Here is a 21408-nt window from a genome sequence, read left to right as displayed (position 1 = left end):
GGCCCAGGGGAGACGCGCCTACTTTACCTGCCGGCGAACGCGCCGACGAGCGCGTTCACATGCCGCGGAAGCGGTGCTGGAAGGCCTGGCTGACCGGCAGTACCTCTTCGCACCCGCGCAGGCGCAGGCCGTACCGGCCGAGCTCGTCGCGACGAACGCGATCGACGGCCGACGCGCGCACGATCACGCTGCGGTGCACCTGCCAGAATTCGTCGCGATCCAGCCCGGCCAGAAGTTCCTTCAGCGACATCCGGATGATGGCCTCGTCCGTCGCGGTGACCACGCGCGTGTACTTCTCCTGCGCCTGGAAGAACAGCACATCCTCGACCGGGAACATCTTCACCGTATCGCCGACGCTGGCGGTGATCCAGCGCAGGGCCTCGGACCCGCGTCGCGCCTGCAGATGCTGGTGCAGGCCAGCGAGCACCGTGGCGATGTCCGCCGGCGGACTGGCCAATCGGCTTTTCAGGCGTTCGATCGCCAGCGAGAGGCGCTGCTCGTTGACCGGTTTCAGCAGGTAGTCCACGGCGCCGGTCTCGAAGGCGCGCACCGCGTACTCATCGTAGGCGGTGGTGAAGACGATGTGCGACGAATCCTGCAGCGCGCGCGCCACTTCCAGCCCGCTCATGCCTGGCAGACGGATGTCGAGGAAGGCAACGTCGGGCATCCGCGCGTCGATGCACTCCAGCGCCGACAGGCCGTCTTCGCAGACATCGACGTCCTCGGCCGCCGGCCAGAGTCGTTGCAGCATGGCGACGAGGGCTTCGCGCTGCGGCGCTTCGTCCTCGACGACCAGCAGTCGCGGCGTCGCGCTCATGCCCCGGTCTCCAAAGGCACGCGGATCGTGGCGACCACGCCACCGCCGGGTCGCGATTCGATCGCCAGCGAACCCCGCGCACCATAGCGCGTGCGCAACTGCTCGCGGATGTTCGCTAGACCGATGCCCTTGCCGCCTTCGCCGGCCACGAGCCCGCGACCATCGTCTTCGACGCGCACGGACAGCATCTCGCCTTCGCGCGCGGCCCCGACCAGGATCTGGCCATGGCCGGCCTTGGGCTCGATGCCGTGTTTGATCGCGTTCTCGACCATCGAGATCAGCATCAGCGGCGGAAACGGCAAGGGCGCGAGCGCATCGTCCACCTCCAAGCGGCAGGCCAGTCGCGATCCCATGCGCACCTGCATCAGGTCGAGGTAGCTGCGGCAGATTTCCAGTTGCTGGCCCAGGGTGGAATCGACCCGACTCGCGATCGGCGCGCAGGCGCGGGATGGTCGCGCGCAAGTGGTCCGCCAGGGCGTCGAGCGCGCGTTCGGCGCGCTCCGGGTCCTGCCGGATCAGCGAGCGCACGGAAGCCAGGGCATTGAAAAGGAAATGCGGTTCGACCTGGGCCTGCAACACCGCCATTTTCAGATCGGTGGATTGCATGCGCCGCCGCAATTCGTCGGCTTCGCGCAATTGTCGCGCGAGCTGGAGCCGCCGGGGTTCGGAGAAATAGCTGCCCAGCGCCAAACCGCCGCCGATCATGGCGTAGATGCCCACGACCAGCACGAAGTTCGCCGCGTTGCGTGGCGAGACCGCCGGTTGCGGCGAACGCCGCACTGTCACGTGCACGGTGCCACCGGGCTTGCTCACCAAGGGCTTCATCAGGTCGCCGAGATAGGCGGAAGACCAGGCATCGACGGCGTACCCGGCCGCCACGCCGATCGCGATCGACAGCACGACCGCGAAACGTTCGCGGCGCAAGGCCAGGCGCGCATGCCGCGCCAGCGTCGCGAGTCCAGGTCCGACCAGGGTCATCGTCAGGAAAGCGGCGGCGAAGTGTGCGCCGGCCTTCAGCGCCAGCCACCAGGCGCCGAGGGCGGCCCCGATGCCGATCGTCACGACGCTGGAGAAACCGATGATGACCGTCGCGAACAGTACCGACCGCCGCCAGAACCAGGGCGTGCTGAAGACCGGGAAATTGCGATACGCGAACCAGCGCCGACCGCCGGCCACGACCTCGGCCGGCAACGGAGCATCCAATGCGTCGTTCCCGGCCTGCATCGTTACTGCTTCGGCGCGCGCTGCACGGCGCCGCCCTGCTTGAGCAGCATCAGGTTCACGACGCCCTTCCCGTCACGCTGGAATTCCATTTCGGCCCCGACCTTTTCGGCGACGAACGAGTCCTTGCCAGCATACGTGATCTCCAGCGCGCCCTGGCCCGTGCCCTGCGCGAAGAGCTTGCCGTCCTTCGCGAAGACCGTGATCGCGAACGAGGGCGCGAGACGGAACTCGCCTTCGTAAGCCTTCAGCGCCGCCGCATCGAGGGCGGCGACCTTCGGTGCCGCCGATGCGTCCACGCGCTTGGCCGGCATGGCGCCGCCGCCCTGCAACCAGAGGAATCCGTAGCGCCCGTCGGCCTGCTTCTGCGGCCGCAGGATCGCATCGAAGTTGGCCGGAAAGAAATCGCCTGCGCTGTCCTGCCGCATCTCGATCTCGCCCTGCCCCTTCACGTCGACCAGCAGCAGGCCGCTGCCGCCCTTGAGCTGCATGCGCATGCCGTTCTCGAGCTGATAGTCGCCGGCGAGACCATCGAGCAGTTCCTTGGGCGCGGCGACAACCGTGCGCGGCGTGCCGAGCGGCACCTTGTCGTCGAGCAGGTGCAAGCCCAGGCTACCGAGCCCGCCAACCGAGGTCATCGCCGTATCGGACAGGATCACGACGCCGCGCTTCTTCGCCGGGTCGAAAGCAACGAAGGACGAGAAGCCCCCGGTGCCGCCCTCGTGGGCGATCGTGTCGGCGCCGTTGAGCGGCGCGATCATCCAGTTCATGCCCATGCGGCGCGAGCCGAGCTGCAGGATCTGCTGTTGCGTCTTCGCCAGCGGCAGCGGCGAGGCACGTTCGCCCATCTCCGCCTGCAGGTAGAGCACCATGTCGTCGAGCGACGCGCGCACGCCACCGACGCCGGCGAAATCGACCGGGATGTTCCACTGCGAGGTGACCTTGCCGTTCGGCAGGTGGCCCTCGGCCGTGCGCGTGCCCTGCGGCGACTTGGCGATGAAGCTGTCGCGCATGCCCAACGGCGCGAACAGTTCGCGTTGCAGCAGGGTTTCGAAATCGGTACCGCTGCGCTCCGCCAGCACCATCGTCATCAGCATCATCGCGTAGTTCGAATACGCCCAGCGCTCGCCCGGTGCCTGCGCCAGCTTCACGTCGGCCAACGAATCGAGCAGATCCTGGCGCGTGACGTTCGCATACGGATCGGCCGGATTGGCGGGCCGGAACTTCGCCGGCAACGCCGGCAGCCCGGACGTATGGGTCACGATGTGGCGCAGCAGGATCGGCTTGCCTTCGAACTCCGGCAGCTTCGTGCCGGCCGGCAGGTACTTCGACAGCGGGTCGTCCAGCGACATCTTGCCGGCGTCGATCTGCTGCGCCAGCAAAGCGGCAGTCATCGTCTTGCTGACCGAACCGATCTCGAACGCCGTGCGTCCGTCGTAGGCGCGCGCGTTCTTCGGATCGGCGCAGACGAAAGCCCGCGACACCGTCTTGTCGACCACGGCGACGGCGAAACAGGCGCCGGTGCGATCGCCAGCCAGGCGCTTGGTGGCGATCGCCTGCAACTCGGTGTCCGTCATCGCGTGGGCGAGCGAAGCCGGCAAGGCCAGGGCCATGGCCAGCAAGGGCATGTAAGGGGTCATCGGAAACTCCGCGTGGTAGGGCATGCGCAGACTGCCCAGCCGGGGGAGCCCTGTGGAAGTTTGCGACGAACGCGCCGCAGCGGGCGACGAACCCGCCGGAAGCATGGACGACCGGTGCGGCTCAGGCCTGGGCCAGCAGGTGGGTCAGCGTCTTTCGATAGGCGGCGGCGATCTCGTCCCGGCGCGGATGGCGGCCGTCGCGGACGGCGACCTTTCCGCCGACGTGCACTTCCCGGATCAACGACCGGTTGCCGCCGAAGACGAAACGATCGTGAAGATCGTCGCGCGTCGCGCCGAACAGCGCAGGCGCGTCGGGATCGAGCACGATGCGGTCCTCGGCCTGCGCTGGCTGTCCGCAGGATTGCAGGCCGCCGGCCACGGTCTGCTCGAACAGGCAACGACCGACGCTGGGTTCGGCGATGGTGATGCCGATGGCGCGCTCGTGCGTGATCAGGCGCTGGCCGTATTCGAGCCAGCGCAACTCTTCCACGGCCGAGACCGATACGTTCGAATCCGAACCGATGCCGATGCGCCCGTCGAGGTCGAAGAATTCCCGCAAGGGGAACAGGCCGTCGCCGAGATTGGCCTCGGTCGTCGGGCACAGCGCGACGATGGCCTTGCGTTCGGCGACGCCGTTCGCTTCCGCCGGCGTGATGTGGGTGGCGTGCACGAGCGTCCAGCGGTCGTCCACCGGCATGTTGGCCAGCAACCACTCGATCGGCCGGCAGCCGCGCAGGGCCTTGCATTCGTCCACTTCGGCCAACTGCTCGGCGATGTGGATATGGATCGGCGTGCGGTCCTTACCGATTTCGTCCAGCACTTCGCGCATCGACAGTTCCGGCACCGCGCGCAGGCTGTGGAAAGCGATGCCGATCTTCAGGCGATCGTCTTCCTCGCGCTGCAGCAGGCTCACCAGATCGAGGTAATCCTCGACTTCGTGGCCGAAGCGGCGCTGGCGTTCCGACAAGGGCCGTCCGTCGAAGCCTCCGGTCATGTACAGCACCGGCAGCAGGGTGAGGCGGATACCGGTGTCGCGCGCGGCCCGGATCAGCGCATGCGACATCGCCGCCGGATCGGCATAGGGCTGGCCGCCCGGCTGGTGGTGCAGGTAATGGAACTCGCAGACGCAGGTATAGCCCGCTTCCAGCATCTCGACGTAAAGCTGGGCGGCGATGTCGTATTGCGCTTCCGGCGTGATGCGGCCGGCGAAGCGGTACATCTGCTCGCGCCAGGTCCAGAAACTGTCGGTCGGATTCTTGTGCCGTTCGGCCAGGCCGGCCATCGCGCGCTGGAACGCGTGCGAATGGATGTTGGGCATGCCGGGCAATTGCAGGTCGGGTGCGTGCATGGGGCGATTGTAGAACCTAAAGCCGGCTTTACGGACGAGCCGGCCGCGACCGGCCAATCGCGCAGGCTACAATGCCGCCATGTCCGCCCTCTCCGGCATCGTTGTCCTGGAACTGTCCCGCGTACTGGCGGGGCCGTGGTGCGGAATGATCCTGGCCGACCTCGGCGCCGACGTCATCAAGCTCGAGCCCTTCGACGGAGATGATACCCGCGGTCTCGGGCCGCCGTTCAAGGACGGACTCTCGGCCTATTTCGCTTGCTGCAACCGCAACAAGCGCTCGGTCGCGATCGACCTGCGTTCGCCGGCCGCGCGGCCCCTGCTCGAAGCCCTGGTGCGCGAGGCCGACGTGCTGATCGAGAACTATCGCACCGGCACGGCCGAGACGCTGGGCGTCGGTTTCGACGGACTGGCGGCGATCAATCCGCGGCTGGTGTACTGCTCGATCTCCGGCTACGGGCGCGATGGGCCGGGCGCCATGCGCCCGGGCTACGACTACGTCGTGCAGGCGCAAGCGGGCCTGATGTCGATCACCGGTCAGGCCGAAGGCGAACCGCACAAGGTCGGCGTGGCCGTGTCCGACCTGGCCACCGGACAGAACGCCGCGATCGCGATCCTGGCCGCGTTGCGCCATCGCGACCGCACGGGCCAGGGCCAACGCATCGACGTATCGCTGTTCGATTCGCAACTGGCCGCGCTGGCCAACGTCGGCAGCAGCGCGCTGTTCACCGGCGAGGACGCTGGGCGTTACGGCAATGCGCACGCGAGCATCGTGCCCTACCAGGCCTTCCACGGCCGCGACGGAGCTTTCGTGCTGGCGGTCGCCAGCGAAAAACTGTGGTTGCAGACTTGCGACGCGCTCGGCCGCGAGGACTGGTTGCGCGACCCGCGCTACGTCAACAATGCCGCGCGGGTCAGGCATCGCGATGCGCTCTGCGCCGAGATGCAGGCGGTATTCGAAAACGAATCCTGCGCGCATTGGCTGGCGCTGTTCGAATCGGCAGGCGTTCCCTGCGCGCCGATAAACTCGGTGAAACAGGCACTTGAGGATCCGGTCGCACTGGCCCGCGGCATGCGCATGGAGATCGGCGGCGTGCCGATGGTCGGCAGCCCGCTGCATCTGACGCTGACGCCCGTGCGCTACGAACGCGCGCCGCCCGACCTGGGCCAGCACAGCGACGAGATCGCCGCGCACTACGGCATGGATGCGGCCGCACTACGCGCGGCGGGAGCGATACGATGAAGGATCCCGGCGCGATCGTGCATGCGCGCATTGCGACGCTGCGCGACCAGCGTGAGTACGGACTGATCGAGGACGGCGCGGTCGCCTGGCGCGACGGGCGCATCGTTTTCGTCGGAGCGAGCGACGATTTGCCGGCGGAGTTCGTCGGCGCGAGCACCGATGCCGCCGGACGATTGCTCACCCCGGCCCTGGTCGATTGCCACACGCACCTGGTGTTCGCCGGCGACCGCGCCGTCGAATTCGAACGCCGGTTGCAGGGTGCGAGCTACGAACAGATCGCCCGCGAAGGCGGCGGCATCGTTTCCACCGTGCGGGCCACGCGCGCAGCCTCTGAAGACGAGTTGTACGCGCAGTCCCTGCCCCGTCTGCTGGCGCTGCGCGCCGACGGCGTGGCGACGGTCGAGATCAAGTCGGGCTACGGGCTCGACTTCGACAACGAGCGCAAGATGTTGCGCGTGGCACGGCGTCTCGGCGAAACGACCGGCGTCGCCGTACGCACGACCTATCTGGCGGCGCACGCGTTGCCGTCGGAATTCGCCGGTCGCGCCGACGAGTACATCGCCCGCGTCTGCGACTGGCTGCCGGCGCTGCACGCCGAGGGGCTCGTCGATGCCGTCGATGCTTTCTGCGAACGCATCGGGTTCACGCCGGAGCAGACGCGCCGCGTATTCGATGCGGCGCGCGCACTGGGCCTGCCGGTGAAGCTGCATGCCGACCAGCTCAGCGATCTCGACGGCGGCGCGCTTACCGCCGAGTTCGGCGGCCTCTCGGCCGATCATCTCGAATACACCAGCGAGGCCGGTATCCGCGCGATGGCCGAACGCGGCACCGTCGCCGTGCTGTTGCCCGGCGCGTTCCACGTACTTCGCGAAACGAAACTCCCGCCGCTCGATGCGATGCGCGCGCACGGAGTCGCGATGGCGGTCGCCACCGATCTCAATCCCGGCACGTCGCCCCTGCAATCGTTGCGCCTGGCGATGGCGATGGCCTGCACGCACTTCCGCCTGACGCCGGAGGAAGCTTTGCGTGGCGCGACGGTCCACGGCGCGCGCGCGCTCGGATTGCACGATCGCGGCCGCATCGATGTCGGACAACGCGCCGACCTGGCCCTGTGGGATGTCCGTCATCCGGCGGAATTGTCGTACTGGTTGTCAGGCGAACTGCTCTGGCGATTGCTGGTCGCGGGAGCGCCGATTCACTAGCGTATCGCCGTCGGCGAGCCGGGGCGATGCGCGCTCGCCCTGGAGTTTCCATGGAAGTCGCGCCTGGCCCGTCCCGCATGCTATTGCCGATCGCCCTGGTCGTGCTGGCCCTGCAGGCGTGGATCGTTTTCCGCATCGAAAGCCGTAGCACGGACGCGCCCCCGGCCGACGTCGCGCCGGCGACGTCAGTGGGACTGAGCGCATCTTCGAACCAGGCCGATGCGATCGCGGCTGCGCTGACGCGCATGGACGCGCGCCTGGCTGCGCTCGAACTGCAAGCGGCGCGATCGGACGACGGAGCAACCAGGCCTGCGCAAGCCAGCGCGATCGACGAGGTTCTCGTGGGGAGTCCCGCCGCACTGGCCGCGGACAAAGTCATCGCGCGTTTGCTTCCGAGTGGGAACCTGACGCAGGAAGAGTTGCAGCAGGTCTACGTCGCGATCGGACAGCAGCCGGCCGAGCAGCGAGGCGCACTGATGGCTGCCATGTCGCGCGCGATCAACGATGGCCGCGTGCGGATCCGCCCTTGAACCATTGGAGCCCAGCCCATGAACGCCAAGCTGTTCGCCCTCGCCTGCCTGTTGGTTGCCGGCACCGCCAACGCCGGCTACCAGCAACGCCCGCAAGTCGTCGTCAGCACCGCCAACCGCACCGCGCAAGGCAGCCTGATCGGCGCACGCCGGTCGCCCGATTTCATGCAGCGGATCGGCTGCTACTTCGTGGAATTCGAACCCTCTTTTTCCATTGCCGTTTGCGAGGCCACCGATGCGCAAGGCAATACCGTCAGTTGCCAGACGCAGTCGCCCAAGCTGATCGCCATCGCCCAGACCGTGCAGCCGGGGTCGTGGCTGTTCTTCTCCGCCAACGCGTCCGGCTACTGCAACTACATCCAGGTCACGCAGTTCTCCTTCACCATCGAATGACACCAGACAGGGAAGCCCATGAACCCAAGACTCGCGCTCGCAAGCCTGATCCTCGCCGCCGTCGCGGCTCCCGCCATGGCCGGTTACGAATTCCTGCAGGAAGTTTCCGTCACGCCGACGTCCGCGCAGGGCTCCGTCAGCGGAGCGCGACGCGCCGCTGACGCGGTGCAGTACATCTACTGCACGTCCAGCGCGGTGCTGAGCGGCGCGGTCTCAGGCACCTGCAACGCCCGCGACAAGTTCGGCAACACTCGGAGTTGCAGCACCACCGTGCCGGCGATGATCGACGCCATCCAGAGCATCGACGACTCGTCGTTCGTCCTGTTCCAGGTCAACGGATCGGGGCAGTGCTCTTCGATCAGCGTGTATCGGGGATCGCCGTACATGGATCCGTGATTGCGATCCCGGCAAGAAAAAGCCCCGCGATGCGGGGCTTTTCCCATCCGAAAAAGGGCAGCGATTACTTCGCGGCTTTCTTCGCCGGGGCCTTCTTCGCCGGGGCCTTGGCGGCGGGGGCAGCAGCCTTCTTCGTCACCGGGGCCTTGGTGCCGGTGCCCGTACCACGGGCATTGCCGTAGCTGGAGATGTTGCGCTTGCCCTTGGCGGTACGACGGTCGCCCTTACCCATGTCTGCAATCCTTGAGAATCGAAAGTGGCGCGTAGGTTAGCAAACCGCGTCGCGCGCGGCCATGCTCGGCGGTCTGCTCAATGGCTATGCGCGCAACTGGCGTCGTGCACATGGCCGTGCGTGAGACGCAGGTTGACCAGGTGCGCGACCGCGATCAGGGTGCCGCCGAAGGTCATCGTCACCGCATGGACGATGGCGTTTTCGTGCAGCTCCGGCAGCAGGATGCCACCCCAGACGGCCAGCAGACCGGGCACGAGGAAGGCCAGGGCCCGATACACCCGATGGCGGCGATAACCCATCCAGAGACTGGCGAGCGCCAGCACCGTGGCGAAAGCGACGTAGCCGTATTCGAAGTCCGAGGTCGCCAGCACACCCAGTCCCAGGGCCGGCAACAAGGCAAGAACGAAGGGCAGCAGGGCGCAATGGATCGCGCAAAGCAACGAGCCGGCGGCACCGAGTCGGTCGAGCAGGCGATTGAGGCGTGGGTTCATTAGGGCGTGACTTGAGGCATTGACGAGGCGCTTCGATGTTATGTTATAACATAATTGTCGATCCGCTGTCATGGAGTTTCGCATGTTCCGTCCCGTCGCAAACCTGCCTCGCGCCGCGCTGGCATTGGCCCTCGCCCTGGCGCTGAACCAGGCGCAGGCCCAGCAGGCAACCGAACAGAACCCACCCTCCAGCCAGGAACCCGCGCCGCCGACCAAGGCGCCCAGCGACGACCGCCATACGCAGACGGGCGACAAGCACATCACGGACGTCGGCGATGTCGTGGTTACCGCCAGCGCTCTCGGCGATACGGCGGACACGCTGAGCAAACCGGCGGATGTGTTGTCCGGCGAGCGCCTGGACGAATCCCGCGCCGCGAGCCTGGGCGAAACCGTCGCGAGTATTCCCGGTGTGCAGAGTTCGAACTTCGGGCCGGGCGTGGGCCGCCCCATCGTGCGTGGCATGGACGGTGCGCGCGTGGCGGTACTCAGCGGCGGCTTGGCCACGCAGGACGTTTCGACGGTCAGCCAGGACCATGCGCCGACCATCGAACCCTTCCTCGCCGACCAGATCGAAGTACTCAAGGGTCCGTCCACCCTGCTCTACGGCAATGGCGCGATCGGCGGCCTGGTGAACGTGGTGGATGGTCGCATTCCCGAGTATCCGGTGAGCGGCGGTTTCAGCGGCCGCGCGGAACTGCGTTCCTTCGGCGGCGACCAGAACGGCACGACGGCGATGGCACGGGTCGACGGCGGTAGCGAGCGCTTCGCGGTGCACGCCGATGCCGTGCATCGCGACGCCGACGACTACGATACGCCCGCCGGGCGCCAGTTGAATTCGTACATCGACGGATTTTCCGGCGCCATCGGCGCATCCTTGCTCGGCGATTGGGGTTATGTCGGCCTGTCGGCGTCGCGTTTCGAAGACGAATACGGCAATCCCGGCGAACCCGGCGAACCCGATCTCGGTGAACTCGGCGTCCATCTGGAAGTGCATCAGGACCGCTACGAGATGAAAGGCGAAGTTCGCGACCTGTGGGGCCAGGGCAATGGCCTGCGTTTCGCCCTCGCCCACACCGACTACGAGCACACCGAATTCGAAGGCGACGAAGTCGGCACGATCTTCGGCAAGGACGCCAGCGAAGCGCGCGTGGAGGCCACGTTCGGTAGCCGGGAAAGCTGGCAGGGGGCGGTCGGACTACAAGCTTCGACCAGTCGCTTCGCGGCGATCGGCGAAGAAGCTTTTCTGCCCGAGACCGATACGCGCGCCCATGGCCTGTTGGGCGTCGCGCGACGCAGCTTCGGCGATTTCCAGCTCGACCTCGGTGCGCGCATCGATCGGATCAAGTCGACGCCGGCAGGCGCGGAAGGTCGCAGCTTCAACCCGTTCAGCCTGTCGCTGGCCGGCGGCTGGAAGCTCGCCGAGCACTGGCGCCTGACCGCCAATCTCGATCATGCCGAGCGCGCACCGGTGGAAGAGGAACTCTTCTCCGATGGTCCGCATATCGCCACCCTCGCCTATGAAGTGGGCGACGCCAACCTGCGCAAGGAAAAATCCAACCAGTTCGAACTCGGCCTGCACTACCAGGGCGGGCGCGTGGACGCGAAAGTGTCGGCGTACTACAACCGATTCCAGGGCTTCATCTACCTGCTGGATACCGGCAACGAATGGTATTGGGACGAGGAGGACGAATACCTGCCGATCCGCCAATGGGCGCAACGCGACGCGGCGTTCCGCGGGTTCGAGGGCGAAGCCACCTTCCATCTTGCGGCGAACGACAGCGGCGACTGGGACCTGCGCGTATTCGGCGACACCGTTCAAGCAACCTTCGCCGACGGCGGTGGCAACGTGCCGCGCATCGCGCCATCGCGATTCGGCGCGCAACTGCGTTGGGAACACGAAGGTTGGCGTGCTTCCCTCGGCGCCACCCGGACCGGTCGACAGGATGACGTGGCACAGAACGAAACGCCGACATCCGGCTACACCCTGGTCGACGCGCACCTCGCCCGACACTTCGATACGGGCGATCTCGGCTGGGAGTTTTTCGTGGATGCCACCAACCTCACCAACCAGGTCGCACGGGTGCATACCTCTTTCCTGAAGGACGTGGTGGCCCTGCCGGGCCGCAGCATGGGATTCGGTCTGCGCCTGTTCTTCTGAGGTCAAACCCGCAGCCCAGCGGAGGCTGCACACGCATTGGGTCCGCCCCGCCTCGGGGCGGGCCGACGCGGAGCAGGATGGATTGGCCGCCGCCTTCCCCGGGACGGCGGCTTTTTTATCTGATCGCCGCGCGATCCCATGCGGGAGGGATGGGGCGCCCAGAATCATTCGGGGCCGATACCCCCCCCCGATAAGAGGGGGGTGTCAGCCCGGCTTCCCGGATAACTTGCCGGTACTAGTTGGTGGGCGCTTCTGGCCCCGGATGCGGCCTCACCGGTCGCATCGGACACGCAACATTCCTGAGCCACTGTTCCGCCCCGGGGCAGTGGTCTTTTTTTATGGTGCGCCCATTGCCGGGCCGGTCCGCGACACGCCGGATCAGGCGCAGTTGGCGCAGACGCCGTGCACTTCGAGGATTTGCGCGCGAGGCGCGAAGCCGGCTTTGCGCGCCGCCGTATCGAGCAGATCGGTGATGCGCTCGTCCTCGAGCTCGATGGCGCTCTGGCAACGATCGCAGATCAGGAACGGCACCGAATGCTGCACCTGCGGATGATGGCAACTGACGAAAGCGTTGATCGACGCCAGCCGGTGGATGAAACCCTGTTCGAGCAGGAAATCGAGCGCACGATAAACCGTCGGCGGCGCCGTGCTGCCGTTCTCGGACTTCATCCGGTCCAGCAGGTCGTAGGCCTTGATCGGCTTGCCCGCTTCGGCGACCAGGCCGAGCACCTGCGCACGCAACGGCGTCAGCCGCAGGCCGCGCGCTTCGCAGGATTCTTCGACCGCGCGGACGAAACCCTTCGCATCATGCACATGATGCGAAGGATCGGTGCATTCGTGCTTGTGCGCGTGCCTGGCCATGTCCGTAGGGTGGGCCTTGGTTCACCGTCTTTCAAGCCGTGCCGTTCAGGCGGACTGGATTCGCGCGATCGCCGCATCGATGCGCGCGACGGCCTCGCCCTGCCCGGCCAGATAGACCGTCTGCGAGATGTCGGGACTGACCTGGGTTCCGGTGATGGCCACGCGCAGCGGCTGGGCGATCTTGCCCATGCCCAGGCCCAGCGTTTCGGCAGTGGCGTGCAGGGCGGCGGAAACCGACTCCGCCGACCAAGCCGGCAAGCTCGCCAAGCCTTCGCGTGCCGCCTGCAGCGGAGCGCGCGCGGCTTCCGTCAGGTGTTTGGCGACGGAGGCTTCGTCGTATTCGGTCAAGGGGCGATACCAGACCGACGCGCGTGCGGCCATGTCGTTCAGCGTCTGGACGCGATCGCGCAACGCGATCACCACGTCTTCGGCTCTCGGGCCGCGGCCGAGGTCGAGCCCCGCGTGCCGCAAATGCCATTCGAGATGCAGCGCAACGTCGGCGGGCGCGTCGCTCTTCAGGTATTGCTGGTTCATCCAGCCCAGCTTCGCGGCATCGAGACGCGAAGCCTTGGCATTGACGTCCTTCAGGTCGAACAGCGACTGCATCTCGGCGATCGAGAATATCTCCTGATCGCCATGCGACCAGCCCAGGCGGACGAGATAGTTCAACAGGGCGTGCGGCAAATAGCCGGCGTCGCGATACTGCATTACGTCCGCCGCGCCCGTGCGCTTGGAAAGCTTGGCGCCCTCCTCGTCGAGGATCATCGGCAAGTGCGCGAAGTTCGGCACCGGCCGTCCCAAGGCCTTGTAGATGTTGATCTGGCGCGGCGTGTTGTTGACATGGTCGTCGCCACGCACGACATCGGTGATGCCCATGTCCAGATCGTCCACGACGACGGCGAAGTTGTACGTGGGATAGCCGTCGGACCGGAAGATCACCAGGTCGTCGAGTTCGTCGTTCGCGATCTCGATACGGCCCTTGACCTTGTCCTCCCACACGACCGTGCCGTCGAGCGGGTTCTTGAAGCGGATGACCCGGTTCGGATCGTCCGGGCGATCTTCGCCGCGATCGCGGTAATAACCGTTGTAACGAGGCTTCTGCTTCGCGGCCAGCGCCGCTTCCTGCGCCGCGCGGATTTCTTCCTTGGTCTCGTAGGCATAATAGGCCGTACCGGCCGCGACCATCTGCTCGGCCACTTCCCGATAGCGATCCAGGCGCTGCGTCTGGTAGATCGGGCCTTCGTCGTAGTCCAGCCCGAGCCATTGCATCGCGTCGAGGATGGCGTCGATCGCCTCCTGAGTACTGCGCTCGCGATCGGTGTCCTCGATGCGCAGGATGAACTGGCCGCCGCGGCGACGCGCTTCCAGCCAGCAGTACAACGCCGTGCGGGCGCCGCCGATGTGCAGGTAGCCGGTGGGGCTGGGGGCGAAACGGGTGCGGCAGCTCATGCGGATGCGGCTCGGTCGAGGCGAGCCGGCGATTTTACCGCAGCAGCGGTGCCGCCGCGCTTATTTCACCGTGATCGTGATCTTTTCGGAAGCCACGACCGGCTGGTGCGGGACATGATTGGCGTCGGCCAGCAGCAGTTGCAGCGTGTGCTTGCCGGGCGCCAGCTTCAGCGTCGTTTCGGTCTGCCCCTTGCCGAAGTGCAGGTGCTTGTCGTCCATCGGCACCGGCATGTCCGCCGCCGGAAGAGGCGAATCGATGATCAGATGGTGATGGCCGGTGTTCTCGGCGGCGGTCCCGGCCGGAGCCACGCCCATGCCCTTCAGGCCGAAGCGCACCAGCACCTCGCCCTGGGCCGTATCGCCGTTCTTGGGACTGATGAAATAGACCTTCGCGCCGGCCGGCGACGCGGTGCGCGGCATACCCTGGGCCTGGACGAAGCCGGCGGCCAGCGCCAACAAAACTGAACAGACGACGGGACGCATGCGCTGCACTCCTGGAGGGACGGCCTGCAGCATAACGCTTCGCCGTTGTTGAGAATGAATCCGCCCGATCAAGGTCGGCCACCGCTAAAATGTGCGCATGAACACACTTCGTTTGCGCTTTGCCGGTTTGCTGCTCGGTTTCGCCGCGCTACCCGCTTTTTCCCAGGTGCGCAGCACCGATCTGGCGGTTCCTGCCCCGCCTCCAGCGGTCGGCGGACCGCGCATCGCGCTGGAAACGAACCAGGGCCGCATCGTTCTCGAGCTCTATCCGGACAAGGCGCCGCGCTCGGTGGCCAATTTCCTCAGCTACGCGCGCGATGGCCATTACAACGGCACCGTTTTCCATCGGATCATCGGCGACCTGCTGGTCCAGGGCGGCGCCTATACGCCCGACCTGCAACGCAAGCCCGACCGCGCGCCGATCCCGAACGAGTCGAAGAACGGCCTGTCCAATCTCCGCGGTACCATCGCTGCCGCCCGGCGACCGGGCGACAACAACTCGGCGACCTCGCAGTTCTTCATCAACACCGTGGACAACCGCCAGTTCGACCACCGCGGCGACGATGCCGCGAGCAGCGGCTATTGCGTCTTCGGTCGCGTGATCGAGGGCCTGGACGTCCTCGACAAGATCCGCGCGCTTCCCACCGGCGCGCGCGCGCCCTTCGCCGCCGATGTACCGAAATCGCCGGTCGTGATCGAACGCGTGCAGATTCTGCAAGAATAGCCTCCTGCCCGGCACGGCCATCGAATCGGGGGCAACCGACCCGCGTGAGCATCTATTTCGTTTCCGACCTGCACCTGGACGCCGAGCGCCCGGCCATCACCGAACTGTTCCTGCGTTTCCTGCGTGGAGAAGCGCGCCAGGCAGAAGCGCTGTACATCCTCGGCGACCTGTTCGAAGCCTGGGTCGGCGACGACGAAAGCAGCGAACCGGCGCCGGCGGTGCGCGCGGCGCTGCGCGAACTCACGCAGACCGGCGTGCCGCTGTACCTGATGCGCGGCAATCGCGACTTCCTGTACGGCGCGCGTTTCGCCGAAGAAACGGGCGCCTGCCTGCTGCCCGACCCCGCAGTGATTTCCCTGTACGGCGAACCCGTGCTGCTGATGCACGGCGATCTGCTCTGCACCGACGACAAGGCCTACCAGGCTTTCCGCAACCAGGTGCGGGACCCGAGCTGGCAGTCGCAGTTCCTCTCGCAGCCGCTCGCGGCGAGGCAAGCCTTCGCCCGACAGGCCCGCATGGCCAGTCGCCAGCACCAGCAAGGCCTGAAAGAGGCCGCACAGCTGGAGACGATCGCCGACGTCAACGCCGACGCGGTCGCGCAGACCCTACGCCGCTATGGCGTGGCACGGCTGATCCACGGCCATACGCATCGTCCGGCGATCCATTCGCTGCACGAATCCGGCGCGACCGGCCAACGCATCGTGCTCGGCGACTGGTACGAGCAAGGATCGGTATTGCGCGTGGATGCGGACGGTTTCGAACTCGCCGGGCTGCCGCTCGCGAACGCCTGAGCCTTACTTTCCCTGCGCGTAACGCGCTGCGTCGTAACCCCCGACGTCGAAGCTCACCGATCCGACCAAGCCGCTGCCTTTCGGCAATTCGATGCGGACCTTCTGCGACTGCGCCAGGCGCGAGACGAAACCCTGTTCGTCCTCGACGAACAGCGCCGGCCCCTGGCCGGAATCGGCCTGCTTGCCGGCGAAAGGCAAGGGATCGCCGCTGTCGAAACGGATGTTGACCGTGCAAGGCGTCCCGCACTGGAAACGCGACTGCGCCAACAGCAGGTAGGCGCTGCGTCCCCAGGCAGGATGGTCGCGCAACACCAGACGCGCGTCGGGCCTGGGAGCGGGCTGCCCTTCTTCGGCCAGAACCGTGCGGCTGTCGATGGCGGCGGATCGTTGCACGCCACCATCGGTGCTGACCGCCTGGTAATCCCACAGACTCTGCAGGCGTCGCGTTTCGCGCACCGCTTCGGCCTGCGCACGCGTGTCTTCGAGACTGTTCGCCAGGCGTTTGGCCGCATCGCTTTCCGGAAACCGGCGCCGCAGGTTGTCGGCGGCCGTCTCGGCACTCTCCCAATTGCGGCCGCTACGCGCCGTTTCGTAGGCGGTGAGCAGAGCCTGGGCTTCGTCCTGCTCCTGCGCCGTCATGGCCGGTGGGCCTTCGTCGCCGGCACAGGCGGACAGCAGCAGAACGGACAGCAGCAAGATCGGAATGGCTTTCACGGATCCCCCTCAAGATCGCGACAGGTCCGTGAGCATAGCCAGCTCTTCCTCGCTAAAACCTGCGCGCCGTCTCGCTTCGTGATTGAACGGCCCCCGGATCGAACCCTTGGCGACGCCACGGATCAATTCGCGGAAGGTCGAGCGCGGTTCGCGCCCTTCGCGCTCGCAGCACCAGGCGAACCAATGGCTGCCGATCTCCACGTGCCGCACCTCTTCGCGCAGGATCAGCTCGAGGATATCGGCGGAGGCATCGTCGCCCAGTCCGCGCAGTTTCAGGATCATCGCCGGCGTGACGTCGAGGCCGCGCGCCTCCAGCACGCGCGGTACGAGAGCCATGCGGGCCAGGCAAGAGTCCGCCGTTTTCTCCGCCATGTCCCACAAGCCTTTGTGCGCCTCGAAATCGCCGTACTCGCGACCGTACTCGCGCAGGCGTTGCGACAGCAGCCCGTAGTGCCGCGCCTCGTCGTCGGCGACGCTGACCCAGTCGGCGTAGTACTGCGCCGGCATGCCGCGGAAACGGTAGACCGCGTCCCAGGCGAGATTGATCGCATTGAATTCGATATGGGCGATCGCGTGCAGGAAGGCCGCGCGACCTTCGTCGCTGCCAAGGCCCCGCTGCGGGAGATCGCGTGGTGCGACCAGTCGCAGCCTGGCCGGGCGACCGGGATCGCGAATGGCCTCCGGCGACGGCGCGTCGGGCACGATGCCGATGACCCCGGCGGCGAATTCCGCCGCCGCCACATGCGTCAGACCGAGCTTGTGCGCTGGATCGGCGGCTTGCAGGCAGGCCTGCGCGGCATCGAACAAACCGCTCATCCGCGCCTGACCGCTCGCAGCCTCAGGACGCGCGCTTCTTGCGCTTGGCTTCGTCCGAGCGCAGTTGCCGCAGGCGCTCGAAATAGCCTGCCTCGATGCCGGTGACGTATTCGCCGGTGAAGCAGGACGAATCGAAGCTGACGACCTTGCGTTTCGGCCCGGACACGGCGGCTTCGAGATCGGCGATGTCCTGATAGATCAGCCAGTCGCAACCGAGCAGCTTCTCGATTTCCGCTTCGCTGCGATCATGCGCAACGAGTTCTTCCGAAGAAGGCATGTCGATGCCGTACACGTTCGGGAAACGCACCGGCGGCGCGGCCGACGCGAGATAGACCTTGCGCGCGCCGGCTTCGCGCGCCATCTGCACGATCTGCTGGCTGGTGGTGCCGCGCACGATCGAGTCGTCGACCAGCAGCACCACGCGATCCTTGAATTCCAGCGGAATCGGATTGAGCTTGCGCCGGACCGACTTCGCGCGCTGGCTCTGCCCCGGCATGATGAAGGTACGGCCGACGTAGCGATTCTTGACGAAACCCTCGCGGTACTTCACCCCGAGCACGTTGGCCAGTTCCAGCGCGGCATCGCGCGAGGAATCCGGGATCGGGATGACCGTGTCGATATCGTGGTTTGGCATCAGGCGCAGGATCTTCTCGCCGAGCTTGACGCCCATGCGCATGCGCGCCTTGTGCACGTTGATCTCGTCCATCATCGAATCGGGGCGGGCGAAATAGACGTACTCGAAGATGCAGGGGGTGTGCGGCGCGGCAGGCGCGTTGATCTCGCTATACAGCTCGCCGCGGCCGGTGATGACGACCGTTTCGCCGGGCGCGATGTCGCGCAGGCGCTGAAACCCGAGGATGTCGAGCGCGACCGACTCGGAGGCGACCGCGTATTCGTCGCCGGCCGCCGTTTCGCGCTTGCCCAGCACCAGCGGGCGGATGCCGTTCGGATCGCGGAAAGCGACCAGGCCGAGGCCGAGCACCGCGCTGACGATGGCGTAACCGCCCTTGCAGCGGCGATGCACGCCGGCGACGGCGGCCATGGCCGACTTCGGGCTCAGCACGCCCTGCTCCTGCAGTTCGTGCGCGAACACGTTGAGCAGCACTTCCGAATCGGACTCGGTATTGACGTTGCGGCGATCCTGCTCGAAGACCTCGCGACGCAGCGCGTCGGTATTGATCAGGTTGCCGTTGTGCGCCAGCGCGATGCCGAAAGGCGAGTTGACGTAGAAAGGCTGCGCTTCGTCCGAACCTTCCGATCCGGCGGTGGGATAACGGCAATGACCGATGCCGACGCGACCGGTCAGCAATTCCATCTGCTGCGGCGAATCGAACACGTCCTTCACCAGACCATTGCCCTTGTGCAGGCGCACGCGGTTGCCGTCCACCGTCGCGATACCGGCGGCATCCTGGCCGCGGTGCTGCAACACGGTCAGACCGTCGTAAAGCGCGGCGGCGACATCCGAGGTGCCGACGATTCCGATGATGCCGCACATGAGCGTGTTCTCCGGGTACTGCAGGATCGCGGCGCTGGGCGCCGCGAATGATCTTACGGGTGGGAAACGATATTTCCGTTGATGCCGAGCTTCTGGCTGAGCTCGCCACGCAGCGACGTCGCGGCTTCGCGATCGGCCACCGGTCCGACGCGGACGCGATAGCGAACGCCGCTGTCGGTTTCGATGCGCTGGACGAAGGAAGAGAAACCGGCGGCGCGCGCGCGATCGCGCAGGCTGGTCGCCGCCGCCTCTTCGGCCGGCGCCGCGAGCTGCACGGCGAATCCGCTGGACACCGTCGCCGGTGGCGTGCTCGCCGGTTTCGCGGCCGTCGTCGCAGCCGGCTTCGGCGGCACGGCCACAGGCTTGGCGGCGACGGGCGCCGGCGCGGTGTCCAGGGTCACGACCTTGCTGGTGCCGCCGGAGATGCCGTCGGCACGCAAGCGCGCGGCTTCGGCTGTGGTGCGGTCGGCATAAGGACCGAGGCGCACGCGCATCATCGTATTGCCGTTGCTTTCCACCCTCTCGGCGATGACCGGGAGCTTCGCTGCGCGCAGCTTGGTCACCAGCGCATTGGCATTGGTGAGGTTGCCGAAGCTGCCGATGTTGACGACGTAGTTGCCGGCGGCGGTCGCGGGCGCATTGTCTACCGGCGGTTTGGCGACAGGCGTCGGCGCGGCGGGAGCGGGCGTCGGCGTCGGTGCAGAAGGCGTTCCCGCTTCGCTCATGCCCGGCGAAAGCGGCTTGGCGACGCTCGCTTCGGCGGGCACTTCCGCCGACGACTCGCCGGCCGGCACGGCCGACTCGGCGACCGGTTCGGAGATTTCGGGCGGGGCGGCTGTTTTTTCGCCCGGCATTCCCAGCACGCCGCCCGGCGGCGTCTGCGCGTCCGGCGCAGCCAGCGGCAATTCGCGCGTTTCGAATTTCTGGTCCGGGGCCTTCGGCATGTCCAGCGGCACGTCGGAGGCGTCGGGATCCTTCACGTCCGGTCGCGCCAGCAGGCCGGGGAGAATGGCCATCGCCACGAGGGCGAGCACCGCGGCGCCGATCAGTCGCTGCTTGAGCGTGGAATCCATGCGAAACCCCGGCCGGAAGACGGGGCGAATTATAGCTCGTCGGCGTGGCTGCGAAGCGCCTTCATTGCGTCTGCGACGGTATGGAAGGAGCCGAATATCAGCACTCGTTCATCCGGACCCACCGCGGCCCGGGCGGACGCCAGGGCTTCGGCAACCGTCCCGTGAACCCGCACCCGCTCGGCCGGCACGCCATCGAGGCGCCGGGCGACTTCAGCGCCGCTCAATCCTCGCGGCCCGGCATCGTGGATGCCGGCGACGCACCATTCGCGGATCGAAGCCGTCAGCGTGCGCGACAGTTCCCCGATCTCCTTGTCGGCCAATGCACTGAACACGGCGATCGTCGGTTTCGGATGCGCACGCAGCCAGGCTTCGATTTGTCGCACGGCCTGCGGGTTATGGCCCACGTCGAGCACGATCTCCGGCGCATCGGCCACCTTCTGCAGACGCCCCGGCACGCGCGCACGGGCGACGCCCTCGCAATACGCCAGTTCGCCGATCTCGATCGGCAGGGCGCGCAGCGCCGCGATGGCGGCTGCCGCATTGTCCAGCTGTGCCGGCGCGACCAGCGCAGGCATCGGCAGATCGAGCTCGAATCCAGGCTCGCGCCAGCGCCAGCCCTCATCGAGGCGGTCGATCAAGTAGTCGGAATGGCCGCGGATGGCCGATGCGCCGATCTCGTAGGCACGACGCAATACCGACGACGGCGGGTCTTTTTCGCCGAGCACGCAGAGCTTCCCGGCGCGCAGGATGCCGGCCTTGTCGGCGCCGATGGTTTCGCGATCCGGGCCGAGGTATTCCTGATGGTCGAGATCGACCGTCGTGATGACGGCAACGTCGGCATCGATGATGTTGACCGCATCGAGCCGACCGCCGAGCCCGACTTCGAGGATGGCGATATCGGGCTGCGCCGCTTCGAGGATCAGCAAGGCGGCCAAGGTGCCGAATTCGAAGTAGGTCAGCGGGACCGGATCTTCGCCTGCGCGGCCGCGCGCGGTCTCGATGCGTTCGAAGGCGGCGACGAGCATCTCGTCGGAGGCGTCGATGCCGTCGACCCGGATGCGTTCGTTGTAACGCAGCAGGTGCGGCGAGGTGAATGCGCCGACGCGCAGGCCGGCGGCGCGCGCGATGGCTTCGATGAAGGCGACGGTCGAACCCTTGCCGTTCGTGCCGCCGACGATGATGACGTTCTCTCCCGGCCGGCCGATGCCGAGCCGCGTCGCGACCTCGCGTACGCGGTCCAGCCCCATCGCGATGGACTGCGGGTGCGTGCGCAGCTGGTACTCGAGCCATTCGGCGAGGTCGCGTTTCATCCGCGCATTCTAGTGCCTAAGATC

At 66.8% G+C, this 21408-nt stretch carries 22 protein-coding genes and 1 pseudogene; 8 read left to right on the top strand and 15 right to left on the bottom strand.

All coding sequences use genetic code 11. From position 1 onward, the window contains the following. Window positions 1-55 precede the first annotated feature (55 nt). From QM707_RS11840 to QM707_RS11820, 5 genes and pseudogenes are all read right to left on the bottom strand, one after another. Complete coding sequence (locus QM707_RS11840) at window positions 56-817, bottom strand: LytR/AlgR family response regulator transcription factor (RefSeq protein ID WP_415002154.1); 762 nt, start codon at window positions 815-817, stop codon at window positions 56-58. Then, window positions 814-1170 carry a sensor histidine kinase gene (locus QM707_RS11835; protein ID WP_415002153.1) on the bottom strand — a complete coding sequence of 119 codons (357 nt, stop codon included), beginning with the start codon at window positions 1168-1170 and terminating at the stop codon, window positions 814-816. Before QM707_RS11835 ends, QM707_RS11840 begins: the two co-directional genes overlap by 4 nt. A 154-nt stretch (window positions 1171-1324) precedes the next feature. Beyond that, window positions 1325-1402, bottom strand: a pseudogene (locus QM707_RS11830) (histidine kinase); the annotation flags it as partial. 641 nt (window positions 1403-2043) lie between these two features. Further along, entirely contained in the window at window positions 2044-3678 is a 1635-nt protein-coding gene (locus QM707_RS11825; RefSeq protein ID WP_415002072.1) for a serine hydrolase domain-containing protein, read from the bottom strand. A 121-nt stretch (window positions 3679-3799) separates the two neighbouring features. Beyond that, window positions 3800-5026, bottom strand: a complete 1227-nt coding sequence (locus QM707_RS11820) for a formimidoylglutamate deiminase (protein ID WP_415002071.1) — start codon at window positions 5024-5026, stop codon at window positions 3800-3802. Window positions 5027-5105: 79 nt separating this feature from the next. Between QM707_RS11820 and QM707_RS11815 the strand changes: the two genes are divergently transcribed. Genes QM707_RS11815 through QM707_RS11795 form a run of 5 tightly spaced genes read left to right on the top strand, consistent with a single transcriptional unit; the run spans window position 5106 to window position 8787 of the window. After that, entirely contained in the window at window positions 5106-6266 is a 1161-nt protein-coding gene (locus QM707_RS11815) for a CaiB/BaiF CoA transferase family protein (RefSeq protein WP_415002070.1), read from the top strand. Beyond that, window positions 6263-7468, top strand: a complete 1206-nt coding sequence (hutI, locus tag QM707_RS11810) for an imidazolonepropionase (RefSeq protein ID WP_415002069.1) — start codon at window positions 6263-6265, stop codon at window positions 7466-7468. Before QM707_RS11815 ends, hutI begins: the two co-directional genes overlap by 4 nt. Window positions 7469-7518: 50 nt before the next feature. Beyond that, window positions 7519-7998: a hypothetical protein gene (locus QM707_RS11805; RefSeq protein WP_415002068.1), complete on the top strand. Its 480-nt coding sequence runs from the start codon at window positions 7519-7521 to the stop codon at window positions 7996-7998. A gap of 18 nt (window positions 7999-8016) precedes the next feature. Next, entirely contained in the window at window positions 8017-8391 is a 375-nt protein-coding gene (locus QM707_RS11800) for a hypothetical protein (protein ID WP_415002067.1), read from the top strand. 18 nt (window positions 8392-8409) lie between these two features. Next, window positions 8410-8787 (top strand): hypothetical protein, encoded by a 378-nt coding sequence (locus QM707_RS11795; protein ID WP_415002066.1) that lies wholly within the window; start codon window positions 8410-8412, stop codon window positions 8785-8787. A 64-nt stretch (window positions 8788-8851) separates the two neighbouring features. On the opposite strand, the gene QM707_RS11790 is transcribed toward QM707_RS11795, so the two are convergent. Further along, window positions 8852-9019 (bottom strand): 30S ribosomal protein THX, encoded by a 168-nt coding sequence (locus QM707_RS11790; protein WP_415002065.1) that lies wholly within the window; start codon window positions 9017-9019, stop codon window positions 8852-8854. Window positions 9020-9096: 77 nt separating this feature from the next. Continuing rightward, window positions 9097-9510 (bottom strand): MerC domain-containing protein, encoded by a 414-nt coding sequence (locus QM707_RS11785; protein WP_415002064.1) that lies wholly within the window; start codon window positions 9508-9510, stop codon window positions 9097-9099. Window positions 9511-9592: 82 nt separating this feature from the next. Here QM707_RS11785 and QM707_RS11780 point away from each other — a divergent pair, with 82 nt between their 5' ends. Next, window positions 9593-11668 carry a TonB-dependent receptor gene (locus QM707_RS11780; RefSeq protein WP_415002063.1) on the top strand — a complete coding sequence of 692 codons (2076 nt, stop codon included), beginning with the start codon at window positions 9593-9595 and terminating at the stop codon, window positions 11666-11668. A 378-nt stretch (window positions 11669-12046) separates the two neighbouring features. Here QM707_RS11780 and QM707_RS11775 read toward each other — a convergent pair whose 3' ends face one another. From QM707_RS11775 to QM707_RS11765, 3 genes are read right to left on the bottom strand one after another with little or no spacing between them, the layout of a single operon-like run. Then, window positions 12047-12529, bottom strand: coding sequence for a transcriptional repressor (locus QM707_RS11775; protein ID WP_415002062.1), 483 nt, complete (start codon window positions 12527-12529; stop codon window positions 12047-12049). A 45-nt stretch (window positions 12530-12574) separates the two neighbouring features. Continuing rightward, window positions 12575-13978 carry a glutamate--tRNA ligase gene (gltX, locus tag QM707_RS11770; RefSeq protein ID WP_415002061.1) on the bottom strand — a complete coding sequence of 468 codons (1404 nt, stop codon included), beginning with the start codon at window positions 13976-13978 and terminating at the stop codon, window positions 12575-12577. A 60-nt stretch (window positions 13979-14038) separates the two neighbouring features. Beyond that, window positions 14039-14461, bottom strand: coding sequence for a DUF4399 domain-containing protein (locus QM707_RS11765; RefSeq protein WP_415002060.1), 423 nt, complete (start codon window positions 14459-14461; stop codon window positions 14039-14041). Window positions 14462-14558: 97 nt separating this feature from the next. Here QM707_RS11765 and QM707_RS11760 point away from each other — a divergent pair, with 97 nt between their 5' ends. Both QM707_RS11760 and lpxH read left to right on the top strand, forming a co-directional pair. Beyond that, a complete protein-coding gene (locus tag QM707_RS11760) occupies window positions 14559-15185 on the top strand; it encodes a peptidylprolyl isomerase (RefSeq protein ID WP_415002059.1) in 627 nt (208 codons plus the stop codon). Between the two features lie 44 nt (window positions 15186-15229). After that, complete coding sequence (lpxH, locus tag QM707_RS11755) at window positions 15230-15976, top strand: UDP-2,3-diacylglucosamine diphosphatase (RefSeq protein WP_415002058.1); 747 nt, start codon at window positions 15230-15232, stop codon at window positions 15974-15976. A gap of 3 nt (window positions 15977-15979) precedes the next feature. Here the strand turns inward: lpxH and QM707_RS11750 are convergent, their stop codons facing one another. From QM707_RS11750 to folC, 5 genes are read right to left on the bottom strand one after another with little or no spacing between them, the layout of a single operon-like run. Continuing rightward, a complete protein-coding gene (locus QM707_RS11750; RefSeq protein WP_415002057.1) occupies window positions 15980-16690 on the bottom strand; it encodes a hypothetical protein in 711 nt (236 codons plus the stop codon). 9 nt (window positions 16691-16699) lie between these two features. Beyond that, entirely contained in the window at window positions 16700-17506 is an 807-nt protein-coding gene (locus QM707_RS11745) for a ferritin-like domain-containing protein (RefSeq protein ID WP_415002056.1), read from the bottom strand. 22 nt (window positions 17507-17528) lie between these two features. Beyond that, on the bottom strand, window positions 17529-19001 hold the full coding sequence (gene purF / locus QM707_RS11740; RefSeq protein WP_415002055.1) for an amidophosphoribosyltransferase: 1473 nt from the start codon (window positions 18999-19001) through the stop codon (window positions 17529-17531). A gap of 53 nt (window positions 19002-19054) precedes the next feature. After that, the gene (locus tag QM707_RS11735; protein WP_415002054.1) at window positions 19055-20074 is read right to left on the bottom strand and encodes an SPOR domain-containing protein; all 1020 of its coding nucleotides are present in this window, start codon (window positions 20072-20074) and stop codon (window positions 19055-19057) included. Window positions 20075-20103: 29 nt separating this feature from the next. Then, a complete protein-coding gene (folC, locus tag QM707_RS11730; protein WP_415002053.1) occupies window positions 20104-21384 on the bottom strand; it encodes a bifunctional tetrahydrofolate synthase/dihydrofolate synthase in 1281 nt (426 codons plus the stop codon). Window positions 21385-21408: the final 24 nt, after the last annotated feature.

The organism is Arenimonas sp. (assembly GCF_047602345.1).
Taxonomy (GTDB): Bacteria; Pseudomonadota; Gammaproteobacteria; order Xanthomonadales; family Xanthomonadaceae; genus Arenimonas.
The sequence above is the reverse complement of the archived record's forward strand: the minus strand, read 5'-3'. Positions and strand labels throughout refer to the sequence as shown.